A 20,960-nucleotide genomic window follows, 5' to 3' on the forward strand; every position below is an offset into this window, starting at 1 on the left:
CCAATCATAGGTCGGCGGGACGCGCGACGCGGTTACCGGCGAGGGTTTCCACCCTCCCCGCGAGTTCAAGCTCAAGTAGAACCGCCGTGACGGCGGCACCCGACAACTGGCAGCGCCGGGCGATCTCGTCAACTCCGGCCGGATCGGCGCCGATCAGCGCTGGGATTTCCAGGCGCGCGCGGGCGAGTTCACGGGCGCTCTCGGCAGGGTCCACCCAGGCGAATGCGGGTTCGGCGAAGCCGGACGGCGCGCCGTGCTGGAACATCGGGTCACGGCCCAGGCCCTGGCTGGCGGGGTGGCCCGGCAGGTTGGCCAGAACATCGGCGGCGGATTCCGTGAGGTGGGCGCCCTGGCGGATGAGGTCGTTGGCGCCCTGGGAGCGCGGGTCCAGCGGGGAGCCGGGGACACCGAACAGCTCGCGCCCCGCCTCAAGCGCCATGCGCGCGGTGAGCAGCGAGCCGGAGCGGGCCGCCGCCTCGATGACCACAAGGCCCAGCACCAGCCCGGCGATGATGCGGTTGCGCTTGGGGAAGTGGCGGGCAATGGGCGCGGTGCCGAGCGGGGCCTCGGCGACCACGGCGCCGTGTTGCGCGATCAGGCGTTGCAGTTTTTCGTTCTCGGGCGGGTAGGGCAGGTCCAGCCCGCCCGCGATGACCGCGATGGTCTTGCCGGTGCGCAGGGCGCCGGTGTGGGCGGCGGCATCTATCCCGCGCGCCAGGCCGGAGACCACGGTGAGGGATGCGGCCAGTTCCGCGCCAAGGGATTCAGCCAGGCGCATGCCGTTGGCCGAGGCGTTGCGCGCGCCGACGATGCCGATGGCGCGGGTGTGCAGGAGGCTGAGATCGCCCAGCACGGCGATGACCGGCGGCGCGTCGGGCAGTTGGGCCAGATATTCAGGGTATTCGGGCGTATTCAGGAAGATGAACTTCCCCCCCATGCGGGCAAGGGCCGCGAATTCGCGTTCGGCTTCCGCGGGCGTTGGAATGCGCGGCGCGGTGGCGCGGCCCCCGGCGCGGGCCAGCTCGGGCAGGGCGGCCAGGGCTTCGGCCGGGGTCTCGAAGCGCGAGAGCAGGCGGCGGTAGGTGATGGGGCCGACGCTCTCGGTGCGGACCAGACGCAGGCGGTCAATCTGCGGGGGCATCACGCCTTCTGGCCGATTTTAGGCTCCGTGCCGGCCAGCAGCCGCTCAATGTTGGCGCGGTGCTTCCAGAACACCAGCGCCGCGATGATGAGCGCCAGCAAGGCGGTTTTCCAGGATTGAAAATACCAGGCGGCCGCGGGGGAGATGGCGAAGGCGGAGAGCGCCGCGAGCGAGGAGCGGCGCAATGTGGCCGCAACGGCGAGCCAGAGCGCGCAGCACAGCGCGCCCAGCGGCCAGCACACGCCCCAGAACACGCCAAGCCCCGTGGCAACGCCCTTGCCACCCTTAAACCCCAGCCAGACCGGGTAGAGATGGCCGAGAAACACCGCCAGCGCCGCCAGAAACACGCCGCCATGGGCATAATGGCGCACGAAAAGCACCACCAGCGTGCCCTTCACCGCATCCAGCAGCAGGGTGGCGGCGGCAAGTTTTTTGTTGCCGGTGCGCAGCACGTTGGTGGCGCCGATGTTGCCCGAGCCGATGGCGCGAATGTCCCCCAGACCGGCGGCGCGGGTGAGCAGCAGGCCAAAGGAGATGGACCCCACCATATAGGCGAACACGCAAAGCAGAAAAATCGTCATCCAAAGACCCTTACACCGGCTTTCCAGGTGCCCAGCACCACGCCTTCGAGCGCGCGGCCGTCAAAGGGCGTGTTTTGCGCCTTGCCCGGCATCTGCCCGGCGTTCACCTGCCAGGAGCGCTCGGGGTGGAACAGGCAGAGATCAGCCGGCGCGCCTTTGGCGATGACACCCGCGTTGATGCCGAGCCACGCGGCCGGGCGGGCGGTGAGCAGGGCAAGCGCCTGGGGCAGCGTGAGGTGGCCTGATTGCACCTGCGCCAATGTGACGCCAAGCAGTGTTGCCAGGCCAGCGCCGCCGGGAGAGGCTTCGGCGAAGGGGAGGCGCTTGTCGTCGGCGTCGCGCGGCTGATGGTCGGAGGCGATGGCGTCAATTGTGCCATCGCGCAAGGCGGCCAGCACAGCCTGACGGTCAGCCTCCGCGCGCAGCGGCGGCGAGAGCTTGGCATAGGTGCGGTAGCCGCCGATCGCGGTCTCGTTGAGGTCAAAATAGGGCGGGGCGGTGTCACAGGTCACGCGCAGGCCCTTGTCCTTGGCCTGGCGGATCAGCGCCAGGGCCTCGGCGGTGGTGACATGGGCGAAATGCACGGCGCTATTGGCCATCTCGGCCAGGCGGATATCACGCGCCACGCAGATGGCCTCGGCGGCGGCGGGGATGCCGGGCAGGCCCATCCAGCTGGCGCGCGCGCCGCTGGTGGCGGCGCCGCTCTTGGCCAGCTCATAATCTTCAGGGTGTTGCACAATGCGCATGCCAAAACCGCTGGCGTAGCTCAGGGCGAGACGCATCAGGCGCGAGGAGGCGATGGTTTTGGCGCCATCGGTGAAGGCGATGGCCCCGGCGGCTTTCAACAGCCCGTATTCGGCCAGCTCCTGCCCGGCGCAGCCGCGCGTGGCGGCGGCGTAGGGCAACAGGCTGACACTGCCGGTCTCGGCACCGCGCGCGGTGATGAGATGGACCAAGGCTGGGTCGTCGATGGGGGGGGAGCTGTCAGGCAGCACGGCGATGGTGGTGATGCCGCCCGCCGCCGCCGCCGCCGCCGCGCTGGCGATGGTCTCGCGGTATTCAAACCCCGGCTCGCCGAGGCTGGCGCGCATGTCCACCAGGCCGGGGCAGAGCACGGCGCCCTCGGCCTCGATGATCGTGGCGCCATCGGGCTGGCCGAGCGAGGGGCCAAAATCGGCGATGCGGCCATCCTTCACCAGCAGCTCGCCCGCAACCAGGGCCTGCGCGGCACTATCCAGATATCTGATTTTACGGAACAGGATCATAGGATTTCACCCCGCGCCAGAGCGTCAAGCACGGCCATGCGCACCGCCACGCCCATTTCCACCTGCTCCCTGATGAGCGAACGCACCGGGTCGTCGGCAACGTCGCTGTCAATCTCGACGCCGCGATTCATCGGGCCGGGGTGCATCACCAGCGCGTCTGGCTTGGCGAAGCCGAGCTTGCGGCGGTCCAGCCCGTAATAGGCGAAAAACTCGCGCGAGGAGGGGATCAGCCCGGCGGACATGCGCTCTTTTTGCAGGCGCAGGGCCATCACGATGTCAGCGCCGTTCAGACCCTCCTCCATGTCATGACACACGGTGACGCCCGCGGCCTCGATGCCGGAGGGAATGAGGGTGGGCGGGCCGACAACCCGCACGAAATTGCCCATCATGGTGAGCAGCAGAATATTGGACCGCGCAACGCGCGAATGCGCGATGTCGCCGCAAATCGCCACGGTGAGGCCGGAGATGCGGCCCTTGCGGCGGCGGATGGTCAGGGCATCAAGCAGCGCCTGGGTGGGGTGCTCATGGGTGCCGTCACCCGCGTTGATGACCGAGGCTTCAACCTTCTGCGCCAGCAGCGCGGGGGCGCCGGAGCGGTTGTGGCGCACCACCAGCAGGTCGCAGTTCATGGCGTTGAGGGTCGCCGCCGTGTCCAGCAGGGTCTCACCCTTGGTGACCGAGGAGGTGGAGACGGACATGTTGATAACATCCGCGCCCAGCCGCTTGCCGGCCAGCTCGAAACTGGTGCGGGTGCGGGTGGAATCCTCAAAGAAGAGGTTGATCAGCGTGCGCCCGCGCAGGGAATCCCGCTGGGTTTTGCCGGAACGGTTGAGGAGGACGTAGCTCTCCGCGAGGTCGAGCAACGAGGTGACGGCGACCGGGTTCAACCCCTCGATGCCGAGCAGATGCTTGGGAGATGTCATTAAAACCCGGTTAGACCACATTCGCCCGCGTCGTGTGAAGGGTTTGGAGCGAATTATCCTGTTCTTGACGCAGATCATGGCGCAAACGCCTGGCGCGGGGTTAGGTCGCGGGCACTCAGGAGAAGGGGTTTTGCCATGAGGCCATTACGTGGATTTACAGTGTTCGGTAGCGCGGTTTTGTTGTTTGGGGGGCTGGCCGCGTATTCCGCCGCGCAGACACCTGGCGACCAGAGCGCGCCGCCGGCCAGCTACGGTCCGGGGATGATGAGCGGCTGGGGCGGCGGTTATGGCCCCGGCCCGGGCATGATGGGCGGCTGGGGCGGCGGCTACGCCCCCGGAATGATGAACGGCTGGGGAGGTGGAGGCTGGAAAGCCAAATCCGGCCCGGCGGCCAGCGAGACCATGTTTGCCGCGCTCAAGCAGGAGCTGAATATCACGCAGGCGCAGAGCGCTGACTGGGATACATACACCACCGCAGTCACCGCGGCTGATCAGGCGATGTGGCCCGCGATGCGCGCCTTGTTGCAAGGTGCCACGGCCAAAACCGCGCCGGACGATCAGTTCACCTTGATGAGCCAGATGATTGATCTGCGTAAGCAGGATTTCGACAAGAAACACGCCGCCGCGCAGGCTTTGCTGCCGCATCTGACAGCCTTCCAAAGCGGGCAGGCAACCGAAATTTTGCCCGGGTTGGCCGAGGCGGGCAGGGGGATGGCTGGTTGCGGCCGGGGCTTTGGCCGGGAGGGCATGTGGCAAGGGATGATGGGCTTTGGCGGCCCGCCGTTCTGATACCAGAGTTCACACGGTTGCCGCTTGAGAAATGGGCCGTATTGCATCAGAAACGATGTGGCGAGAGCCAAAACGGCCTTATTTTACAAGGGAGACGCCCGAATGAGCCAGATCGAAGCCGCCAAATCCGACCAGGTGCGCGATAGTAAGCTGCATATTGTTAACGCAGGCGGGCATTCCGTCGCGCTAACACGCGTAAACGGCAAAGTGCAGGCGTTTGTGAACAAATGCCCGCATCTGGGCATGCCGCTGACCAAGGGCAAGATTGAGGGCGGGGCGGTGACCTGCCCGTTTCACGGCTCGAAGTTCGACATCTGCTCGGGCCGCAACATGGACTGGGTGAAGAGCCTCCTCGGGATGCCGCTGCCGGGTTGGGCACAGAGCGCGCTGGCCATGGGCAAGAAGCCCACCGGATTGAAGACGCTGGCCGCGACAGAAAAGGACGGCGCGATTTTTCTGGAAGTTTAAGAATTTTTCTGGAAGTTTAAGAATTTTTCTGGAAGTTTAAGACAAGGGGCGGCCGGGGCTTGCGGCCGCCTTTTTCCTGGCCTCCATAAATCGCAGAATCAATATTATGGAAAGTCGAAATACAGGCTCCAGCAGCGATCCGCGGCGGAGCGGTTAGATTTCAATGCCGATTTTGCCGAAATGGGCGTTGGATTCCTGGTAACGGAATGCGTCAACCAATTGTTCCAGCGGGAAAGTCTTGTCGATCACCGGTTTTAGCCCCGTGGCTTCCAATGCGCGGATCAGATCAAGCTGGTGCTGCCGGCTGCCGACGGTGACGCCAACGACATGGGCCTGGCGCATCATGATGGCCGCGGTGGGAATCGGGCCGGCAAAACCCGCCAGCACGCCGATCAGCGCGATATGCCCGCCAAGACGCAGCGATTGGATGGATTGCGGCAAAGTGCCTGCCCCGCCGATCTCCACCACAATGTCCACGCCGCGCCCGCCGGTTATCGCGCGCGCCGCTACGCCCCATTCGGGCTGCTCGCGGTAGTTGATGAGATGATCCGCGCCCAGCGCCTTCAGCCTTTCCAGCTTTGCCGCCGAGGAGGAGGTGGCGATGACCGTCGCGCCAAAGGCCTTGGCCAGTTGCAGCGCGAAGATGGAGACCCCGCCGGTGCCCTGGATCAGCACCGTGTCGCCCGCTTTCACGCCGCCGTCGGCGACCAGGCCCTTCCAGGCGGTGACCCCGGCGCAGGTGATCGCCGCCGATTCGACATGGTTGAGATGCCTTGGCGCGCGCGTGAACCAGGTGGAAGGCGCGGTCACGGCCTCGCGGGCATAGCCGTCCATGCCGTCGCCGGGGACGTATTGGAAGCCTTCGTCAGGCGCGCGGCCATCCAGCCAATGGGGGAAAAAAGTCGTGAGCACGGCATCGCCGGGGGTGAAATCACGCACGCCCTCGCCAACCGCCGCCACCTCACCCGCGCCATCAGACATCGGGATGCGCCCGGCAGCGGCCGGGATCATCCCGGAGACAACCGCATAATCATGATAATTCAGGCTACTGGCACGCAAAGATACCGTGATTTCGCCAGGGCCTGGCGGCGCGGCGGCGGGCAGGTTAACCAAGGTGAGCGCGGCGAGCGTGGCCGGGGCGCCAATGCGAACTGCTTTCATGCAGGCGTTATCCTCTTGTTTTATTGTTTCAGGCTTCGATCACCATGCCATCGTATCCTGGTTCCACGCCAGCGGGCAGCGTGGCGCGCAGGTGCTGGTAGTCCATATCCGGCCCCAGATGCGTAAGCACGGTGCGCCTGGGGCGCAGGCGCTCCACCCAGCCGAGCACGGTGGCCAGATTGGCATGCGTCGGGTGGATCGGGCCTGGGGTGAAGCAATCTATCACCAGCACGTCGAGATTTTCCAGCGCTTCGAGCGCGGTCTCGTCCAGCCGCACGACATCCGTGCAGTAGGCCAGGTTTTCCACGCGCAGGCCGAGCGAGCGCATTGTGCCGTGGTCCTGGTTAATAAACCGCGCGGGAAGGCCTTGAATTTCCACGATGTTTCCTGGCTCGACCGTATGCGGCACCAGCACCGGGCGGTAGAAGAAGCCGCCGCTGAACGGGCGGAAAGCGTAGTCGAACCGCTGGTACAACTCGCCCCAGGTGCATGTATCGGTGTAGGCCGGCAGCGGCGCGCCCAGCAGGCGGTTGAGAATACGGATTTCATCCAGCCCCGCGATATGGTCGGCATGGGCATGGGTGTAGACCAGCGCGTCGATGCGCCCAATGCCGCAGGCGATAAGCTGCAAGCGCAGATCGGGCGAGGTGTCGACCAATATTCGTTTGTTTTCAGTTGATTCGATGACGATGCTGGAGCGCGTGCGGCGGTTGCGCGGCTCGGCGGGGTCGGTCTTGCCCCAGTCGCCAAAACCGCCGGGGCCGCCGATCTGCGGCAGCCCGGCCGAGCCGCCAACCCCCAGCAGCGTAACCTTCATGCCGCCTTGCCGTAGAGGGTGTGGAAATTCCGGGTTGTGAGTTCCGCCACCGCCTCGGGCGATATCCTTTTGATTTCAGATAATACCTTGGCGGTATGCACAGTGTAGGCCGGCTCATTGCGCTTGCCCCGGAACGGCACGGGGGCAAGATAGGGGGAGTCAGTTTCCACCAGCAGGCGCTCCAGCGGCATATCTGCGGCGATTTCCCGCAATTCCAACGATTTGGGGAAGGTTAAAATACCGGAGAAGGAGATATAGCCGCCCATCGCCACCGCCGCCTCGGCCAGTTTGCGGGTGGAGGAAAAACAGTGCAGCAAAAAGCCGAAATCGCCGCCCCCCGCCCGCTCCTCCTGCAAAATGCGGATGATGTCGTCATCGGCGTCGCGCGCATGGATGGCCAGCGGCAGGCCGGAGATTTGCGCCGCGCGGATATTGGCCCGGAAATTTTGCGCCTGCACGTCACGCGAGGCTTTTTCGTAGAAATAATCCAGCCCGCTCTCACCGATGCCGATCACCTTCGGGTGTTTCGCCATCTCGGCGATCGCCTCCGGTGCCGCGACCGGCAAAACATCCGCCGCGTGGTTGGGGTGAACCCCGACGCAGGCCCAGACATTATCATATTTTTCTGCAATGTCAATGGCTTGTTGTGATTGTTTGAGGGTAACCCCGATTGTCACCAGGGTTTCCACGCCGGCGGCGCGGGCGCGTTCCACCACCGCGGCTTCCTCACCGGGCTGGTTGAAATAGTCGAGATGGCAATGCGTATCGACCAGCATTATTTGGCCTCCGCCTCGACGAAGCGGGGGAACAGCCCGGCCGGGGCGGGCAGCGGCGTGCCTTCGGCCAGCGCGGTATCCAGCGCGGTGAACTGGCGCGCATCCGCCGCCACGCCAAGCTGGTCCAGCAGCTTGGCCATGCTGCCGGGCATGAAGGGCTGCAGCAACAGCGCCACGGTGCGCAGGACGGCGGCCAGCACGAACAACACCGTGTTCATGCGCGCGATGTCGCTCTTGCGCAGTGCCCAGGGGGCCTGGTGGTCGATATAGCCATCGGCGGCGCGGATCAGCTTCCAGGTCTCGTCCAGCGCCTCGTGGAAGGCAAGGCGCGACATTGCCCCCCTCACCTTCTCCGGCAGCTCGGCTGCCAGCTCCAGCAGCACATGGTCAGCCTCATGCAGCGTGCCTTTTGGCGGCACCACGCCGCCGGCGTTTTTGGCGATGAAGGAGAGCGTGCGCTGCGCCAGATTGCCGATGCCGTTGGCAAGCTCCGCATTTGTCCGTGAAATCAGCGCCTTGCGGGAGAAATCGCCATCGTTGCCGAAGGGCACCTCGCGCAGCAGGAAGAAGCGCACCGTGTCCAGGCCGAATTCTTCCACCAAGGGGCGCACATCGATGAAATTGCCGGTCGATTTGCTCATCTTCTCGCCCTCGACCGTCCACCAGCCGTGCGAGAACACTTTTTCAGGCAATGCCAGCCCCGCGCCCATGAGGAAGGCAGGCCAGTACACGGCGTGGAAGCGGATGATCTCCTTGCCCACCAGATGCAGGCTGGCCGGCCAATACCCCCCGCGCGGGCCGTTAAGGTCCGGGTATCCGGCGGCAGTGATGTAGTTCACCAGCGCGTCGAGCCAGACATACATCACATGTTTCTCATCGCCCGGCACCGGAATGCCCCAGGAGAAGCTGGTGCGGCTGATGGAGAGGTCCTTAAGGCCGCCGCGCACGAAGGAGAGGATCTCGTTGCGCTTGGCCTGGGGGGCAATGAAATCCGGGTTGGCCTCGTAATAGGCCAGAAGCCTGTCCTGGAAGGCGCTGAGTTTAAAGAAATACGACGGCTCGATCACCCATTCCACCGGGGCGCCGCTCGGGGCCCTTTTGGTGCCGTCCGGCCCGGTTGTGAGCTCTTCCTCATCGTAGAAAGCCTCGTCGCGCACCGCGTACCAGCCCTCATAGGCGCCGAGGTAGATGGCCCCATTTTCCTGCAATTTCAGCCAGATGGCCTGCGCGCTGGCCTTGTGCCGCGCCTCGGTGGTGCGGATGAAGTCATCGTTGGAGATGTTCATCCGCCGCGCCATGTCCTGAAAATCAGCGGAGACCTTGTCGGTGAAACTCTGCGGATCAATGCCCGCGGCGCGGGCGGCGGCTTCCACCTTCTGGCCGTGCTCATCGGTGCCGGTGAGGAAAAACACATCGAACCCGTCCAGCCGCTTGAAGCGGGCCAGCACATCGGCGGCGACCGAGGTATAGGCGTGGCCGAGGTGCGGCGCGCCGTTCACATAATAAATCGGCGTGGTGATATAAAATTTCTGTTGATTCATGACCTGTGCAACTGGCTGAGCGCCACGATCACCGCGGCGCGTTTATCAAGATTGAGACCGGCGGTCTCACGTTCAAGCTGTCCGAACTCCTGCCAGAGCGTAACATCCCCCGCAAGCCGCGCCAGGTTCTGGCCGGAGCGGGCGGCGGCGCGGGTGCGGCTGGCCAGTTCCGCGCGCAGCAGGGTGAAGAAGGTCTCGAAATGGTCCGTGCCCTCCACCGCGCGCGCAACGGTGTCGGCAATGGCCTGCGCGCGCGCGGGAGAAACCGGCGCCGCCAGAACCTCGTCCACCAGCCCGGCCAGCGCCACGCCGCCTTGCGCCGCGAGGGTCAGCGCCGTGCCGATGCTGCCCTCCGCCAGCCCAACCAGCCGCACCCGCTCATCCGCGCCCAATTCAGGGGCGTAGTCAGCCAGCAGCGCCGCCACATCGCCATCCGGCAGCGGCGAGAGCGGCAGAGCGCGGCAGCGGCTGCGGATGGTGGGCAGCAACCGCCCAGGCGCCGCTGTGACCAGCAGCAGGATCGCCCGCGCCGGTGGCTCCTCCAGCATTTTCAGCAACGCGTTGGCGGTCTGCGGGTTCATGTCCTCCGCGCCATCAACGATCACCACCCGCCAGCCGCCCTCCGAGGGCGTGTGATGCATGAACCCGATGGCCTCGCGGACCGTCTCGATCACGATAACCGACTGCAGCCGGTCCTTCTTATCATTCAACCGCCGCTCCACCGTGAACAGATCAGGGTGCGTGGCCGCCGCCACCCGGCGGAACACCGGGGAGCTGGCAGGCAATGAGAGATCCGCGCTGGTGCCCCCGGCCAGCAGCCAGCGGGCAAACCTGAAGGCCAGCGTCGCCTTGCCGATGCCCGGCGGCCCCGAGATCAGCCAGCCGTGATGCAGCCGCCCGGCGCTGGCGGCGTGGTGGAGCGAGGCGAGTGCCGCCTCATGCCCCCTGAAATGCGGGTTGGCGCGCGGCTCGATCGTCAACGCCCGGTCCGCTCCCGGATGACTTCGCGCATGCGGCCCACGACCACCTCCACCGGCTCCGTGCCGTCAACCACCACGCAGCGCGCGGGCTCGGCGGCGGCGATGGCGCGGAACCCCTGGGCGATGCGCGCCATCACCTCGGCGCCCATCTGCTCATAGCGGTCACTGGCCGCGCCACGCGAATTCAAACGGGATTTTGAAACAGATTCAGGCACTTCCAACATGAAGGTGATGTCAGGCATGAGGTCTATCAGCCGCGTCAGCGCGGCAACGGCGGCAATCTCCACCCCCATGCCGTAGGCCTGATACGCCATGGTGGAGTCTGAATAACGGTCACATATCACCACCGCGCCGCGCGCCAGCGCCGGGCGGATGACACACGCCACATGGTCCGCCCGCGCGGCGAAATGCAGCATTGTCTGGGCCATGGCGGTCAATTCCGTGTCAGGATTGAGCAACAGGGCGCGAATCGCCTCCGCCCCCGGCGTGCCGCCAGGCTCGCGCGTGGCCAGAACCTCGTGTCCCGCCTCGCGCAGCAGCGTGGTCAGGCGCAGGGCGGCGGTGGATTTGCCAGCCCCCTCCCCGCCTTCCAGCGTGATGAAAACGCCGTCGCGCACGCTCACCTGATGATTACCCCTAACGCGCTCATCGCAGGATTACACCCAACGCGCTCATCGCACGATAATCTCTAACGCGCTCATCGCACGATAATCCTTAACGCGCTCATCGCACGATGATCTCAGGGTCGGGGATGCCCAGGTCCAGCACTTGTTTCAGTGCCGCGTCGGCATCCTCAACTGAGTGATAAGGCCCTATGTTAACAGCATAAAGTGTCCGGTCACCGCCAAATTCGGGAACAATGCGCGCGGGCATCGCGCCCAGGCGCTGCATGGCCTGATGTGCGTCCCACGGCCGGCCAAAGCCCGGAATTTGCACAAACAGCGGCCCTGGCGAGGGCGCGCTTACTGTGAGTTGGCCGGTCAGCTGCACGGCGGGCGCCGCCGCGCTGCTGGCTGCCACGGGGGTCAGGTTCTGGGTGTTCCCGGCGGTGGCGGAGCCGGGTGGGCCGAGGCTCTGCGCGGTGATCCCGGCCTCCGGCGCGGCGGTCATCTTCGGCCCTTCCCCCAGCGCGCCATCCAGCGCGGCGGTTGCCGTGGCGTTCAGCTTCACCTCCACCTCAACGACCCCGCCAAGGGGGTAATTGAGGAGCCGCGCCACGCGCGGCGTGACCGCGATGATCCGGCCGGGAATATCCGGGCCGCGATCATTCACGCGCACATCCACCGAATTGCCGTTGACCAGATTGGTGATGGTCACGATGCAGGGCAATTGCAGCACAGGGCTGGCGGCGGCCAGTGCATTGGGGTCATAGGCTTCATTATCAGCCGTGTAGGCCGGGGTGTTGCCGCCAATCACCGTGGAGAGGCCTGTCGCGTCATAATCGTTGTAGTCGCGCGGATAGCGCCACTCTCCGCCCGCCTGATACGGATTGCCGATGGTAAAGCTCACCGGCCCTGGCGGCGGCCCCGCGTTCTGGTGCGCGCAACTGGAAAGGACCGCGAAAATGCCGAGAATATAACGGTTTATCATGCGCTTAGCACAGCCCGCCCCAACGAACCGACGGCAAGTGCATAAAAATCCGAAGCATTATAGCGCCTTATCACATGGAAATTTGCATAAATCAGGAAGGCTTCGCCACCGGCGCCATCCGGCAACAGCACGGCGGCCTGGGTGCTGCCGGGCAATGCGGGCGCGCCGGGCAGGCGCTGCACCCCGGCGCGCTGCCAGTCATCGAGGCTGCGCACCACCTCCCGCCCGGTTTGCGCGGGGTCCAGCCCCGGCGCGAACACCGGCTCGGATGACGGCATCTCGGGCTGCCAGCCGTATTTCACCAGATAGTTCGCCATAGAGGCCAGGGTATCAGCGTCCGAATCCCAGATATCAGGGTGGCCGCTCCCCGAAAAGGAGATCGCGGTGGAGAGGTAGACCCCAGGCATGAACTGCGGCTGGCCCATGGCCCCGGCGTAGGAGCCGATGAGTTTTGAGGCCGGGACCGCGCCGCTGGCAACGATACGCATGGCATCAATGGCCTGAGCGCCGAAGAAACGGCTGTTACGGTCCCAGGCCAGGGTGGCGAGGGCGTCGATCACGCCAAAACCGCCCTGATTGACGCCGTAATTGGTCTCGATCCCCCAGATGCCGAGCAGCGGCTCCGCCCCGACGCCAAAACGGCTGGTCACGGCGGCGAGCAGACTGCGCGATTCGGCGGCTTTTATAGCACCGGCCTGCAGGCGGGCATGGCTCAACACATGGGAGGAATATTCAACCCAGGTCTCGGTGAACTCCGCCTGATGGTGGTCCAGCTTCAGAATAGCGGCGTTGGGGACCAGATTTCCGGTGGTCTGGGCGACAATGGCGGGGGGAATGCCCGCGGCCAGGGCGCGTGCGCGCAAGCCTGCGAGAAAACCGGAAAAATCCCGCGCGCGGGCCAACCCAGGCAGAGCCAGGGTGAGGGAAATGCCGCCAAGTAATGCGCGCCTGTTCATGGGGTGATTGTGCCACGCCAGCCCGTGGCGCCGCAACCGCCATGCGAAGACGCAACAATCGCGCACGCGAATTGTATGCACTTTTTGTGCCAAAACATATTGGCGCTCGCAGAGACTTGCGTTAATCTGCGCGCATGGCACTTGGCCCCTCTTTTGCACCGCGGCTCGCCCTGCGGCAATCGCAATCTCTGGTGATGACGCCGCAGTTGCGCCAGGCGATCCAGCTGCTGCAATATTCCAACATTGAGGCAAGCCAGTTCATTGAGGATGAGCTGCTGAAAAATCCGCTGCTTGAGCGGGCGGACGGAGCTGATGGGGGGGGCGCGGCCGAACCCGATCTGCCCGCGCCGGCGGCAGCCGAGCCGCCCGATGCCACCAGCTTCGCCAGCTCAGGCATGATGCCGGGCGCTGAGGATGCGCCGCTCGATATTGATGTCAGCAATATCTATGACGCGGGAACCGGCGCGGATGGCGCCTATGGCGGCGGCGGGCAGGATGGCGAGGATGACTGGAACGCCATCGACGCGCTGGGGGCCAAGGGCCCTAACCTGCGCGAGCATCTGGAGCAGCAGGCGCGCCTCGCGTTTTCCACCACCCGCGACCGGGTGATCGCCACGGCGCTGATCGCGGCGCTGGACGGCGCCGGGCGGATTTCCGACCCGCCGGAGCAGATTGCCGCGACGCTGGGGGTCAGCCTGGAACAGGTGGAGGCCGTGCGCGCAATCATGCTGCGTTTTGACCCGGTGGGCGTGTTCGCGCGCGACCTGGTGGAGTGTTTGAGCGCGCAGCTGGCGGAGAAGAACCGCATGGACCCGGCGATGGCGGCGCTGCTCGCCAACCTGGAAATGCTGGCCCGGCGCGAGATGCGCGCCCTGCAGGCGGTCTGCGGGGTGGACGGTGAGGATCTGGCCGATATGGTGGCCGAGCTGAAGCGGCTGGACCCCAAACCCGGCGCGCGCTTTGAGGTGGAGCCGCTGCGCCCGCTGATCCCCGATGTGTTGATGCGCCCGCTGCCGGTGAAGGCTGGCGAGGCGAACGACTGGATGCTGGAGATCAACCCCGAGACGATGCCCAGGCTGCTGATCCGCCGCGGGTTCCACGCGCGGCTGGCGGCTTCGGCGTCACGCGAGACGAAGGCGTTTCTCTCCGAGCAGTTGCAGGGCGCGAACTGGCTGGTGAAGGCGCTGGAGTCGCGCGCGCAGACGATTCTAAGGGTCTCGGCCGAGATCGTGCGCCGGCAGGAAGGGTTTTTCACCCATGGCATCAGCCATTTGCGCCCGCTCACCCTGCGCGATATCGCAGCCGAGGTGGAATTGCACGAGAGCACGGTGAGCCGGGTCACCTCAAATAAATCCATCGCCACGCCGCGCGGCATATTTGAGTTGAAATTTTTCTTCACCACCGCCCTGACTAGCGCAAACGGCCAAACACATAGCGCGGAGACCGTTCGCCACCGGGTTCAGACCCTCATTTCGGGCGAAAACCCAAAAAATATTCTGTCCGATGACGCCGTCGCGGCAATATTACAAAAGGAAGGCATAGACATAGCACGGCGGACCGTGGCCAAATACAGGGAAGCGTTGCGTATACCTGGCTCGGCGCAGCGCAAGCGGGAAAAATGCCCGCCTAGAGGGTGAATGGGTGGCCCTCTGGACTACGAGTCTGATTTGGTTCGGGAGAAGACCATGCAATTGACGGTCTCTGGCAAACAAGTTGATCTCTCTGATGCACTGCGCACGCATGTGGCAACGCATCTGGATGTCATTACCCATAAATATTTTGACCAGGCGCTGGAGGCGCACGTTACATTCAGTAAGGCGCGAAGTTTCTTTACCTGCGACATAAACGTGCATGCGGGCCGCGGCATTACCGTGCGCGGCGAGGGTGAGGCCGGCGATGCGCATGCCGCCTTCGACGATGCGGCCGAGCATATCGCCACCCGCCTGCGCCGCTACCGGCGCCGCGTTTCCGAGCACGCGCGCGATGCGGGAAACCGCGCCAAACCCGAGGCCGGGCGGCAGTATGTGTTGCAGGCAGAGGCCCCGGCGGAGATTGAAAAACAGGCCGAGGCGCATTCAGAGGCCGAGGCGCTGCACGCCACCATCATAGCCGAATCCGATGCGGCCATTGAGTCGCTGACGGTGCGCGACGCGGTGATGCGCATGGATCTGGCGTTTCAGCAGGTGCTGATGTTCCGCAACTCCAAAAACGGCCACCTGAACGTGGTGTATCGCCGCCCTGACGGGCATGTGGGATGGATTGACCCCGCCGGAGCGTAAAAGCCGCGAAAAAGGCCAGGGACAAAATCCCTGGCCTTTTTTTATGCCCTGAAGGATTTATCAGACATAAGGCGGAACCGTGTAGCCTTTCGGCGAGAGGGTGAAAATCTCATGACCGGTTTCGGTCACGCCTATCATATGTTCAAACTGCGCCGAGAGAGAGCGGTCACGCGTTACCGCTGTCCACCCATCATCCAGCACCTTCACCTCCGGGCGGCCCACGTTGACCATGGGCTCGATGGTGAAGAACATGCCCGCTTTAAGCGCCGGGCCATCCCCCCGGCGGCCAAAATGCAGCACGTTGGGCGGTTCATGGAAATTGCGGCCGATGCCGTGGCCGCAGAAATCGCGCACCACGGTAAAGCGCTGCGCCTCGACATAGGATTGAATGGCATAGCCGATGTCGCCAAAGGTGGCGCCGGGTTTGACCACGGCAATGCCGCGCATCAGCGCCTCATACGTCACCTCGATCAGCCGCCGCGCGCGGGTGTTGGCTGTGCCTGCGACATACATGCGGCTGGAATCGCCAAACCAGCCGTCCAGGATCACGGTCACGTCGATGTTGACGATGTCCCCGTCGAGCAGCTTTTTCTCGCCCGGAATACCGTGGCAGACGACATGGTTGATGGAGGTACAGATCGACTTGGGGAAACCGCGATAGTTCAGCGGCGCCGGGACCGCGCCATGCGCCAGGATGAAGTCATGGCAAAGGATATTCAGCTCCTCGGTGGTGACCCCGGGAACCACATAAGGGCCGATCATATCCAACGTCCGGGCAGCCAGCAGGCCCGCCGCGCGCATCGGGGCAAAATCCTCTGGCCGGTGTATTGTAATCCGCCGTGCTTCGGCGCCGCCATCCATCATTCGGGTCTTTCGCTAAAGGGTGGTGCCGTGGGGGCACCAGGTTTCTGCGGCATTAGATGCAGATGCGGCCGCCGGAAAGCAAGTGCCAGGTGGAAAACCCTTCACGGCTGGTTCTCAATCCGCAGCGGCCGGGTCATCTCTTCCGGCTTCACCCATTCGTCAAATTCCTCCCCCGTGGTGACACCCAGGGCCAGCGCCGCCGCACGGAGCGACAACCCCTCGTGATGTGCCTTGAGCGCCACCTTGGCCGCCGCCGCGTAACCGATGTGCGGGTTCAGCGCGGTGACGAGCATGAGGTTTTTCGCAAGGTTTTCGGCGATTTTCCCGTAGGCTGGCGCGATGCCCGCCGCGCAATGCGTGTTGAAGGCGCCCAGCGCCTCGGCCAGCAGGCGGGCTGAATCGAGCAAATTGTGCAGCATCACCGGCTTGAACACATTGAGCTGAAAATTGCCCTGGCTGCCCGCGAAGGCCACGGCATGGTCATTGCCGAACACCTGCACGGCCACCATCGTCAGCGCCTCGCTCTGGGTGGGGTTGATCTTGCCGGGCATGATGGAGGAGCCAGGCTCGTTCTCGGGGATCAGCAGTTCGCCGATGCCCGCGCGCGGGCCGGAGGCATACCAGCGGACATCGTTGGCGATTTTCATCGCCGCTCCCGCCAGCACGCGCAAGCTCCCCGAGGCGGCCACCACGGCGTCATGCGCCGAGAGGGCCGCATATTTGTTGTGCGCGGTGCGGAAGGGCTTGCCGGTCTCCAGCGCGATGAACTCCGCCGCCGTGGCGCCAAAATTGGGGTGAGCGTTCAAGCCTGTGCCAACCGCCGTGCCGCCGATGGCGAGCTCATAGAGCCCCGGCAGCGTGGCGTGGATGCCAGACATCGCCGCATGCAGTTGCGCGGCCCAGCCGGAGATGACCTGGCCGAGGGTGATCGGCGTCGCGTCCTGCAAATGGGTGCGCCCGGTCATCACCACATCGGCGAACGCCAGGCTTTTTGCCTCGAATACAGCCAGCAGGGCCGCCACGGCGGGCAGCAGCGCGTTCTCGATCACCTCGGCGGCGGCGATGTGCATGACCGTGGGGAAGGTATCGTTGGAGGATTGCGAATGATTGACGTCGTCGTTGGGGTCGATCGGCTTTTTGCTGCCCAGAACCCCGCCCGCGAGCTGGATGGCGCGGTTGGCGATGACCTCGTTGGCGTTCATGTTGCTCTGGGTGCCCGAGCCGGTCTGGAACACCACCAGGGGGAACTCCGCATCCCATTGACCGGCGATCACCTCCTCCGCCGCCCGCACGATAAGTGCGGCCTTCTCCTCCGCCAGCTGCCCCAGAGCCTGGTTGGCCAGGGCGCAGGCCTTCTTGAGGATGCCAAAACCCCGGATAACCTCCCGGCCCCAGATATAATCGCGCCGCCCGATGGGGAAATTCTCGATGCTGCGCTGGGTCTGCGCCCCCCAGAGCCGGGCGGCGGGAACCTGAACCTCGCCCAGACTATCATGTTCAACGCGGAACTTGTTCATTCTACAGCCTTCCATTCAGAAACCCCAGCGCGGGAAGCGGCTTCCAGCGGCGGGGTAAATCGGTGCGGCGGATGGGTTTGATGGCATATATGGGGATGGGCTGGGCCGATGACTCCAAAAATCCGGCATAGGCGCGCACCTGCGCCTCACGCCAGGTTTTATCCGCCAAAGCGGCGCTGCGGCTTGCATAAACCTCGGCGATGCGGATCACCCGCCCGCTCATCGCCACCACCGCCCAGAGTGAGGATTCCGGGCTTTTACGTTCATCAGAGTGGAACTCCGCCATCGCATCCCCTTGTCTTGGACGAAACATCCTGTACTTCTCCGGCAAATTTGTTTTTGGAGAGCAGTGAATGGATCGTGAGGTTCAGGTCTGGCGTGAGGGTAGAGCAGGACGCATCCGGTTGAACAGACCAAAGGCATTCAACGCTCTCAATTTAGACATGGTAAAGACGATCCGCGCCGCCGTGGATGAATTTGGCGCCGATCCGGCAGTGCATGTCATCCTGGTGGACACTTTGGAGCGCTGGTTCTGCTCCGGCGGCGATGTGCGGATGCTCCATGCCGGCGCGGTCGCGGGCGATGCCAGCATCGCGGAGAGCTTCTTCGGGCTTGAATACGCGATGAACCAGGCGATCGCCGATCTGCGCAAGCCCTATGTCGCGATCATCAACGGGCTGTGCATGGGCGGCGGGGTCGGCATTTCGGTCCACGGCAGCCACCGCATCGCCACCGAAAACGCGCTGCTGGCCATGCCCGAGACCGGGATCGCGCTGTTCCCCGACGTTGGCGCCAGCTATGCGCTGCCGCGTATGCCCGGGGCGCTTGGCATGTATCTGGGCCTCACCGGGGCGCGGGTGACAGGCGCCGATGCGGTGCATACCGGATTTGCCACGCATTTTGTGCCCAGCGGGCAGATCGCCGCGCTGAGTGCGGCGATTGTGCGCGACGGTGTAACAGCGATTGCCGAATATGCCGCTCCCCTGCCCCCCTTTACCCTGGCCGCCGAGCGGGAGCTGATCGACCGGGCTTTCGGCCAGGATAGCGTGAACGGGATCATCGCCACCCTGGAGGCGGACGGCGGCAGCTTCGCCAAGGCGGCACTGGCGCAGTTGCGGCAGCATTCGCCAAGCTCGGTACATTGGAGTTTTGAGATCATCCGGCGCGGCGCGGCGCGGGATCTGGCCGGGTGTCTTGCCGCTGAATATGATCTGGTGTGCCAGATCGCGATGAGTGCTGAGTTTATCGAAGGTGTGCGCGCGCTGCTGGTTGACAAGGACAAATCCCCCAAATGGCAGCCGCCGCGGCTGGAGGACGTGAACCCGGCTACGATCGCCGCCCTTTTCGCGCCCAGGCCGCGCTGAGCAGATCGCGCAGGATGGCCGGACCGGCGCGCAGATAGCGCCGGGCCAGCCGGCGCGGCTCCTGGCGCAGGCGGTAGAGCCATTCCAGGCCGTTACGGCGCATCCATAAAGGTGCGCGGGGCAAAACACCGGCGCAGAAATCCAGCGCCGAGCCGATGCACAGCCCGGTGCCGGTGGCGCCGCCCTGGGTGGCGATGGCGTGGGCCAGATGCTCCTGCAAGGGCGAACCGAGCGCGATGAAGGTGAAATCCGCCTGCGCGCCGCAGCCAAATTCGCGCGCGCGGGCAAAGGCGGCCGGATTGTTGAGCAGGCCCCCGGGCGGGGCGTGATGCATGAAGTGATTGGCCGGATAGCGCGCCGCCAAGGCGGCAAAGCCGGGCGGCTGCATGCCGATGACAGCGATGCGCGCGCCGCGCAGTTGCTCCAGCAGCGCCGCCGCAAGGTCCGCCCCCGGCACCACCGCCGGGTGTTGCAGACCCAGCGCGCGGGCGGCCAGGGCGATGAAGCGCGAATCCAGCAGCCGCAGTTGCGCCGCCTGATACAATGGCAACAGCCCGGGGCTGCGCCGCAGCCGGACCAGATGATCGGCATTCGGGGTGACGACATAGGCGAACGGCGCCCCGGGCACGCGCGCCAGCAGCCCGGCGGTAACCTGCGCAAGCGGCGCGTCATCAAATGTGAGGCCAAGCAACGTGATGGAGCTCAAGGCGTCCATGTCATGCCGAATGTGACAACATGCTCGTTCGCGGCAGGCAGATAATTGGCCTGACGGTCATTGAACGCATAATCGGCGTCCAGCGCCAGTTCGGGGCCAAGCCGCCAGGAGGTTTCAGCATCGGCGGTGAACAGGCTCTCGCGCCGGAAGCTGTGCAAATAGGCAGCGCTGGCGGCCTTGGCCGTGAGGTTGATGGTGACATTGCGCATATATTCATGGCTGAGGGATAGTTTTGCCTCGCTCAGCGTGTAAGGGGCGGCGCTGACCTCGTCCGGGTCGTCGATTTCGCGCGCCAGGGTCAGGCGCAGCTTGTCCAGATCGCCCGGCATCCAATCCAGCGCCAGTTCCAGCACCGGCGCGGTGAGCGCCGGGCCAAAACGCGGCTGGCGCTGCGCCACGCCGCCCAGGGCGCTGAAGCTCCACAGGCCGGAGGCCGTGTCCACCAGCCCGGCGAGGAGTTGGTAGGTGGCGGCGTTGAAGGCCGGGGTCTCATAGACAGACTGCGTGGCGTGCAAACGGAGCAGGAACTGCAACGGGCCGGGGGGCAGATAGGCCGTGGTCAGCCCCTCGCGCGTGTCGCGGCGGTTTTGCGCGCCAGGGCTGGGGAAGCTGTAGGCGGTGGCCGAAGCGTCTGGCGTGAGCGTGAACATGCCCAGCGAAATCTCATCACGGGCTCTGAAATCGCGCACGGTAAAGCCAAGCGGCCGGGCGGCGGCGATTGTGCCCAGCGTGAAGCCGGTTTCCTGCGCCCGCTCATAGACGGCGGAAATGGTGATGGTCTCGCGCGCCAGCACAGCCCGCTCCCCGGCGCCAAGCGTGAAACCGGAGGTATCCTGCGCCCGGTTGCCCGGATACAGGGCGGTATTCACGGTCGCGAACACCCCCAGGCCCAGCAGCGGGTCAGCCAGCAGCAGACTCGGCGCGGCGGTGAACCGCGAGGACGCGGCGGCGGCGTTGGGCGCGGAGTCGTAACCTGCGCCCAGGGCCAGGGCGGGGGCGATGCTCAAGCCGTTGACCTCAAAGCCGGAAAACTCCGGGCGCGGCGGCTTATGCTCCGCCGTGACCGCGAATGGCGTGCCGTAGCCCGCAATGGCGGCGGGCAGCACAGCATCCAGCTCCTGCGCGGCGGCGGGGAGAGCCGTGAGCGCCAGCAGGCCGGTGAGGATTTTACGCACGGGATATGTTCGGCATTTCCACATTACAACCAAAACGTTTATTTGAGTCAAAACACAA

22 protein-coding genes are annotated in these 20,960 nt (G+C 65.0%); 5 read left to right on the forward strand and 17 right to left on the reverse strand.

Annotated features, from left to right (window positions below; genetic code table 11):
- Positions 1–4 precede the first annotated feature (4 nt).
- From dprA to QQJ84_RS04665, 4 genes are read right to left on the reverse strand one after another with little or no spacing between them, the layout of a single operon-like run.
- Positions 5–1,141, reverse strand: a complete 1,137-nt coding sequence (gene dprA / locus QQJ84_RS04650; protein WP_284256925.1) for a DNA-processing protein DprA — start codon at positions 1,139–1,141, stop codon at positions 5–7.
- Positions 1,141–1,722, reverse strand: coding sequence for a glycerol-3-phosphate 1-O-acyltransferase PlsY (gene plsY / locus QQJ84_RS04655; RefSeq protein ID WP_284256926.1), 582 nt, complete (start codon positions 1,720–1,722; stop codon positions 1,141–1,143). The genes dprA and plsY overlap by 1 nt, the downstream gene beginning before the upstream one ends.
- Entirely contained in the window at positions 1,719–2,987 is a 1,269-nt protein-coding gene (locus QQJ84_RS04660; RefSeq protein ID WP_284256927.1) for a dihydroorotase, read from the reverse strand. The genes plsY and QQJ84_RS04660 overlap by 4 nt, the downstream gene beginning before the upstream one ends.
- Positions 2,984–3,910, reverse strand: a complete 927-nt coding sequence (locus tag QQJ84_RS04665; protein WP_284256928.1) for an aspartate carbamoyltransferase catalytic subunit — start codon at positions 3,908–3,910, stop codon at positions 2,984–2,986. The genes QQJ84_RS04660 and QQJ84_RS04665 overlap by 4 nt, the downstream gene beginning before the upstream one ends.
- Before the next feature lie 135 nt (positions 3,911–4,045).
- On the opposite strand from QQJ84_RS04665, the gene QQJ84_RS04670 reads away from it, so the two are divergent.
- A complete protein-coding gene (locus tag QQJ84_RS04670; protein ID WP_284256929.1) occupies positions 4,046–4,699 on the forward strand; it encodes a Spy/CpxP family protein refolding chaperone in 654 nt (217 codons plus the stop codon).
- A 102-nt stretch (positions 4,700–4,801) separates the two neighbouring features.
- The gene (locus QQJ84_RS04675; protein WP_284256930.1) at positions 4,802–5,167 is read left to right on the forward strand and encodes a Rieske (2Fe-2S) protein; all 366 of its coding nucleotides are present in this window, start codon (positions 4,802–4,804) and stop codon (positions 5,165–5,167) included.
- 153 nt (positions 5,168–5,320) lie between these two features.
- On the opposite strand, the gene QQJ84_RS04680 is transcribed toward QQJ84_RS04675, so the two are convergent.
- From QQJ84_RS04680 to QQJ84_RS04715, 8 genes are all read right to left on the reverse strand, one after another.
- Positions 5,321–6,328, reverse strand: a complete 1,008-nt coding sequence (locus tag QQJ84_RS04680) for a zinc-dependent alcohol dehydrogenase family protein (protein WP_284256931.1) — start codon at positions 6,326–6,328, stop codon at positions 5,321–5,323.
- 28 nt (positions 6,329–6,356) lie between these two features.
- Positions 6,357–7,145, reverse strand: coding sequence for an MBL fold metallo-hydrolase (locus QQJ84_RS04685; protein WP_284256932.1), 789 nt, complete (start codon positions 7,143–7,145; stop codon positions 6,357–6,359).
- Positions 7,142–7,921 carry a TatD family hydrolase gene (locus tag QQJ84_RS04690; RefSeq protein WP_284256933.1) on the reverse strand — a complete coding sequence of 260 codons (780 nt, stop codon included), beginning with the start codon at positions 7,919–7,921 and terminating at the stop codon, positions 7,142–7,144. The genes QQJ84_RS04685 and QQJ84_RS04690 overlap by 4 nt, the downstream gene beginning before the upstream one ends.
- Entirely contained in the window at positions 7,921–9,462 is a 1,542-nt protein-coding gene (gene metG, locus QQJ84_RS04695) for a methionine--tRNA ligase (RefSeq protein WP_284256935.1), read from the reverse strand. The genes QQJ84_RS04690 and metG overlap by 1 nt, the downstream gene beginning before the upstream one ends.
- On the reverse strand, positions 9,459–10,442 hold the full coding sequence (locus tag QQJ84_RS04700) for a DNA polymerase III subunit delta' (protein ID WP_284256936.1): 984 nt from the start codon (positions 10,440–10,442) through the stop codon (positions 9,459–9,461). Before QQJ84_RS04700 ends, metG begins: the two co-directional genes overlap by 4 nt.
- Complete coding sequence (gene tmk / locus QQJ84_RS04705) at positions 10,439–11,065, reverse strand: dTMP kinase (RefSeq protein ID WP_284256937.1); 627 nt, start codon at positions 11,063–11,065, stop codon at positions 10,439–10,441. Before tmk ends, QQJ84_RS04700 begins: the two co-directional genes overlap by 4 nt.
- 100 nt (positions 11,066–11,165) lie before the next feature.
- Complete coding sequence (locus QQJ84_RS04710; protein WP_284256938.1) at positions 11,166–12,032, reverse strand: RlpA-like double-psi beta-barrel domain-containing protein; 867 nt, start codon at positions 12,030–12,032, stop codon at positions 11,166–11,168.
- A complete protein-coding gene (locus QQJ84_RS04715) occupies positions 12,029–12,988 on the reverse strand; it encodes a lytic murein transglycosylase (protein ID WP_284256939.1) in 960 nt (319 codons plus the stop codon). Before QQJ84_RS04715 ends, QQJ84_RS04710 begins: the two co-directional genes overlap by 4 nt.
- Positions 12,989–13,122: 134 nt before the next feature.
- Here QQJ84_RS04715 and rpoN point away from each other — a divergent pair, with 134 nt between their 5' ends.
- Positions 13,123–14,625, forward strand: a complete 1,503-nt coding sequence (gene rpoN / locus QQJ84_RS04720; RefSeq protein ID WP_284256940.1) for an RNA polymerase factor sigma-54 — start codon at positions 13,123–13,125, stop codon at positions 14,623–14,625.
- Between the two features lie 48 nt (positions 14,626–14,673).
- On the forward strand, positions 14,674–15,267 hold the full coding sequence (hpf, locus tag QQJ84_RS04725) for a ribosome hibernation-promoting factor, HPF/YfiA family (RefSeq protein WP_284256941.1): 594 nt from the start codon (positions 14,674–14,676) through the stop codon (positions 15,265–15,267).
- A 60-nt stretch (positions 15,268–15,327) separates the two neighbouring features.
- Here the strand turns inward: hpf and map are convergent, their stop codons facing one another.
- The 3 genes from map to QQJ84_RS04740 form a co-directional block, all read right to left on the reverse strand.
- On the reverse strand, positions 15,328–16,128 hold the full coding sequence (gene map / locus QQJ84_RS04730; protein ID WP_284257023.1) for a type I methionyl aminopeptidase: 801 nt from the start codon (positions 16,126–16,128) through the stop codon (positions 15,328–15,330).
- 104 nt (positions 16,129–16,232) lie between these two features.
- A complete protein-coding gene (fumC, locus tag QQJ84_RS04735; RefSeq protein ID WP_284256942.1) occupies positions 16,233–17,648 on the reverse strand; it encodes a class II fumarate hydratase in 1,416 nt (471 codons plus the stop codon).
- A 1-nt stretch (position 17,649) separates the two neighbouring features.
- Complete coding sequence (locus QQJ84_RS04740; RefSeq protein WP_284256943.1) at positions 17,650–17,961, reverse strand: hypothetical protein; 312 nt, start codon at positions 17,959–17,961, stop codon at positions 17,650–17,652.
- A gap of 40 nt (positions 17,962–18,001) precedes the next feature.
- Here QQJ84_RS04740 and QQJ84_RS04745 point away from each other — a divergent pair, with 40 nt between their 5' ends.
- Positions 18,002–19,012, forward strand: a complete 1,011-nt coding sequence (locus QQJ84_RS04745) for an enoyl-CoA hydratase/isomerase family protein (RefSeq protein ID WP_284256944.1) — start codon at positions 18,002–18,004, stop codon at positions 19,010–19,012.
- Here QQJ84_RS04745 and QQJ84_RS04750 read toward each other — a convergent pair.
- Both QQJ84_RS04750 and QQJ84_RS04755 read right to left on the reverse strand, forming a co-directional pair.
- Entirely contained in the window at positions 18,975–19,718 is a 744-nt protein-coding gene (locus QQJ84_RS04750) for a WecB/TagA/CpsF family glycosyltransferase (RefSeq protein ID WP_284256945.1), read from the reverse strand. The two genes, QQJ84_RS04745 and QQJ84_RS04750, sit on opposite strands and share 38 nt — an antisense overlap.
- On the reverse strand, positions 19,715–20,902 hold the full coding sequence (locus QQJ84_RS04755; protein ID WP_284256946.1) for an outer membrane beta-barrel protein: 1,188 nt from the start codon (positions 20,900–20,902) through the stop codon (positions 19,715–19,717). The genes QQJ84_RS04750 and QQJ84_RS04755 overlap by 4 nt, the downstream gene beginning before the upstream one ends.
- Positions 20,903–20,960 lie beyond the last annotated feature (58 nt).

Origin of the sequence: Acidocella aquatica (assembly GCF_030160635.1) — a bacterium.
GTDB lineage: Bacteria > Pseudomonadota > Alphaproteobacteria > Acetobacterales > Acetobacteraceae > Acidocella > Acidocella aquatica.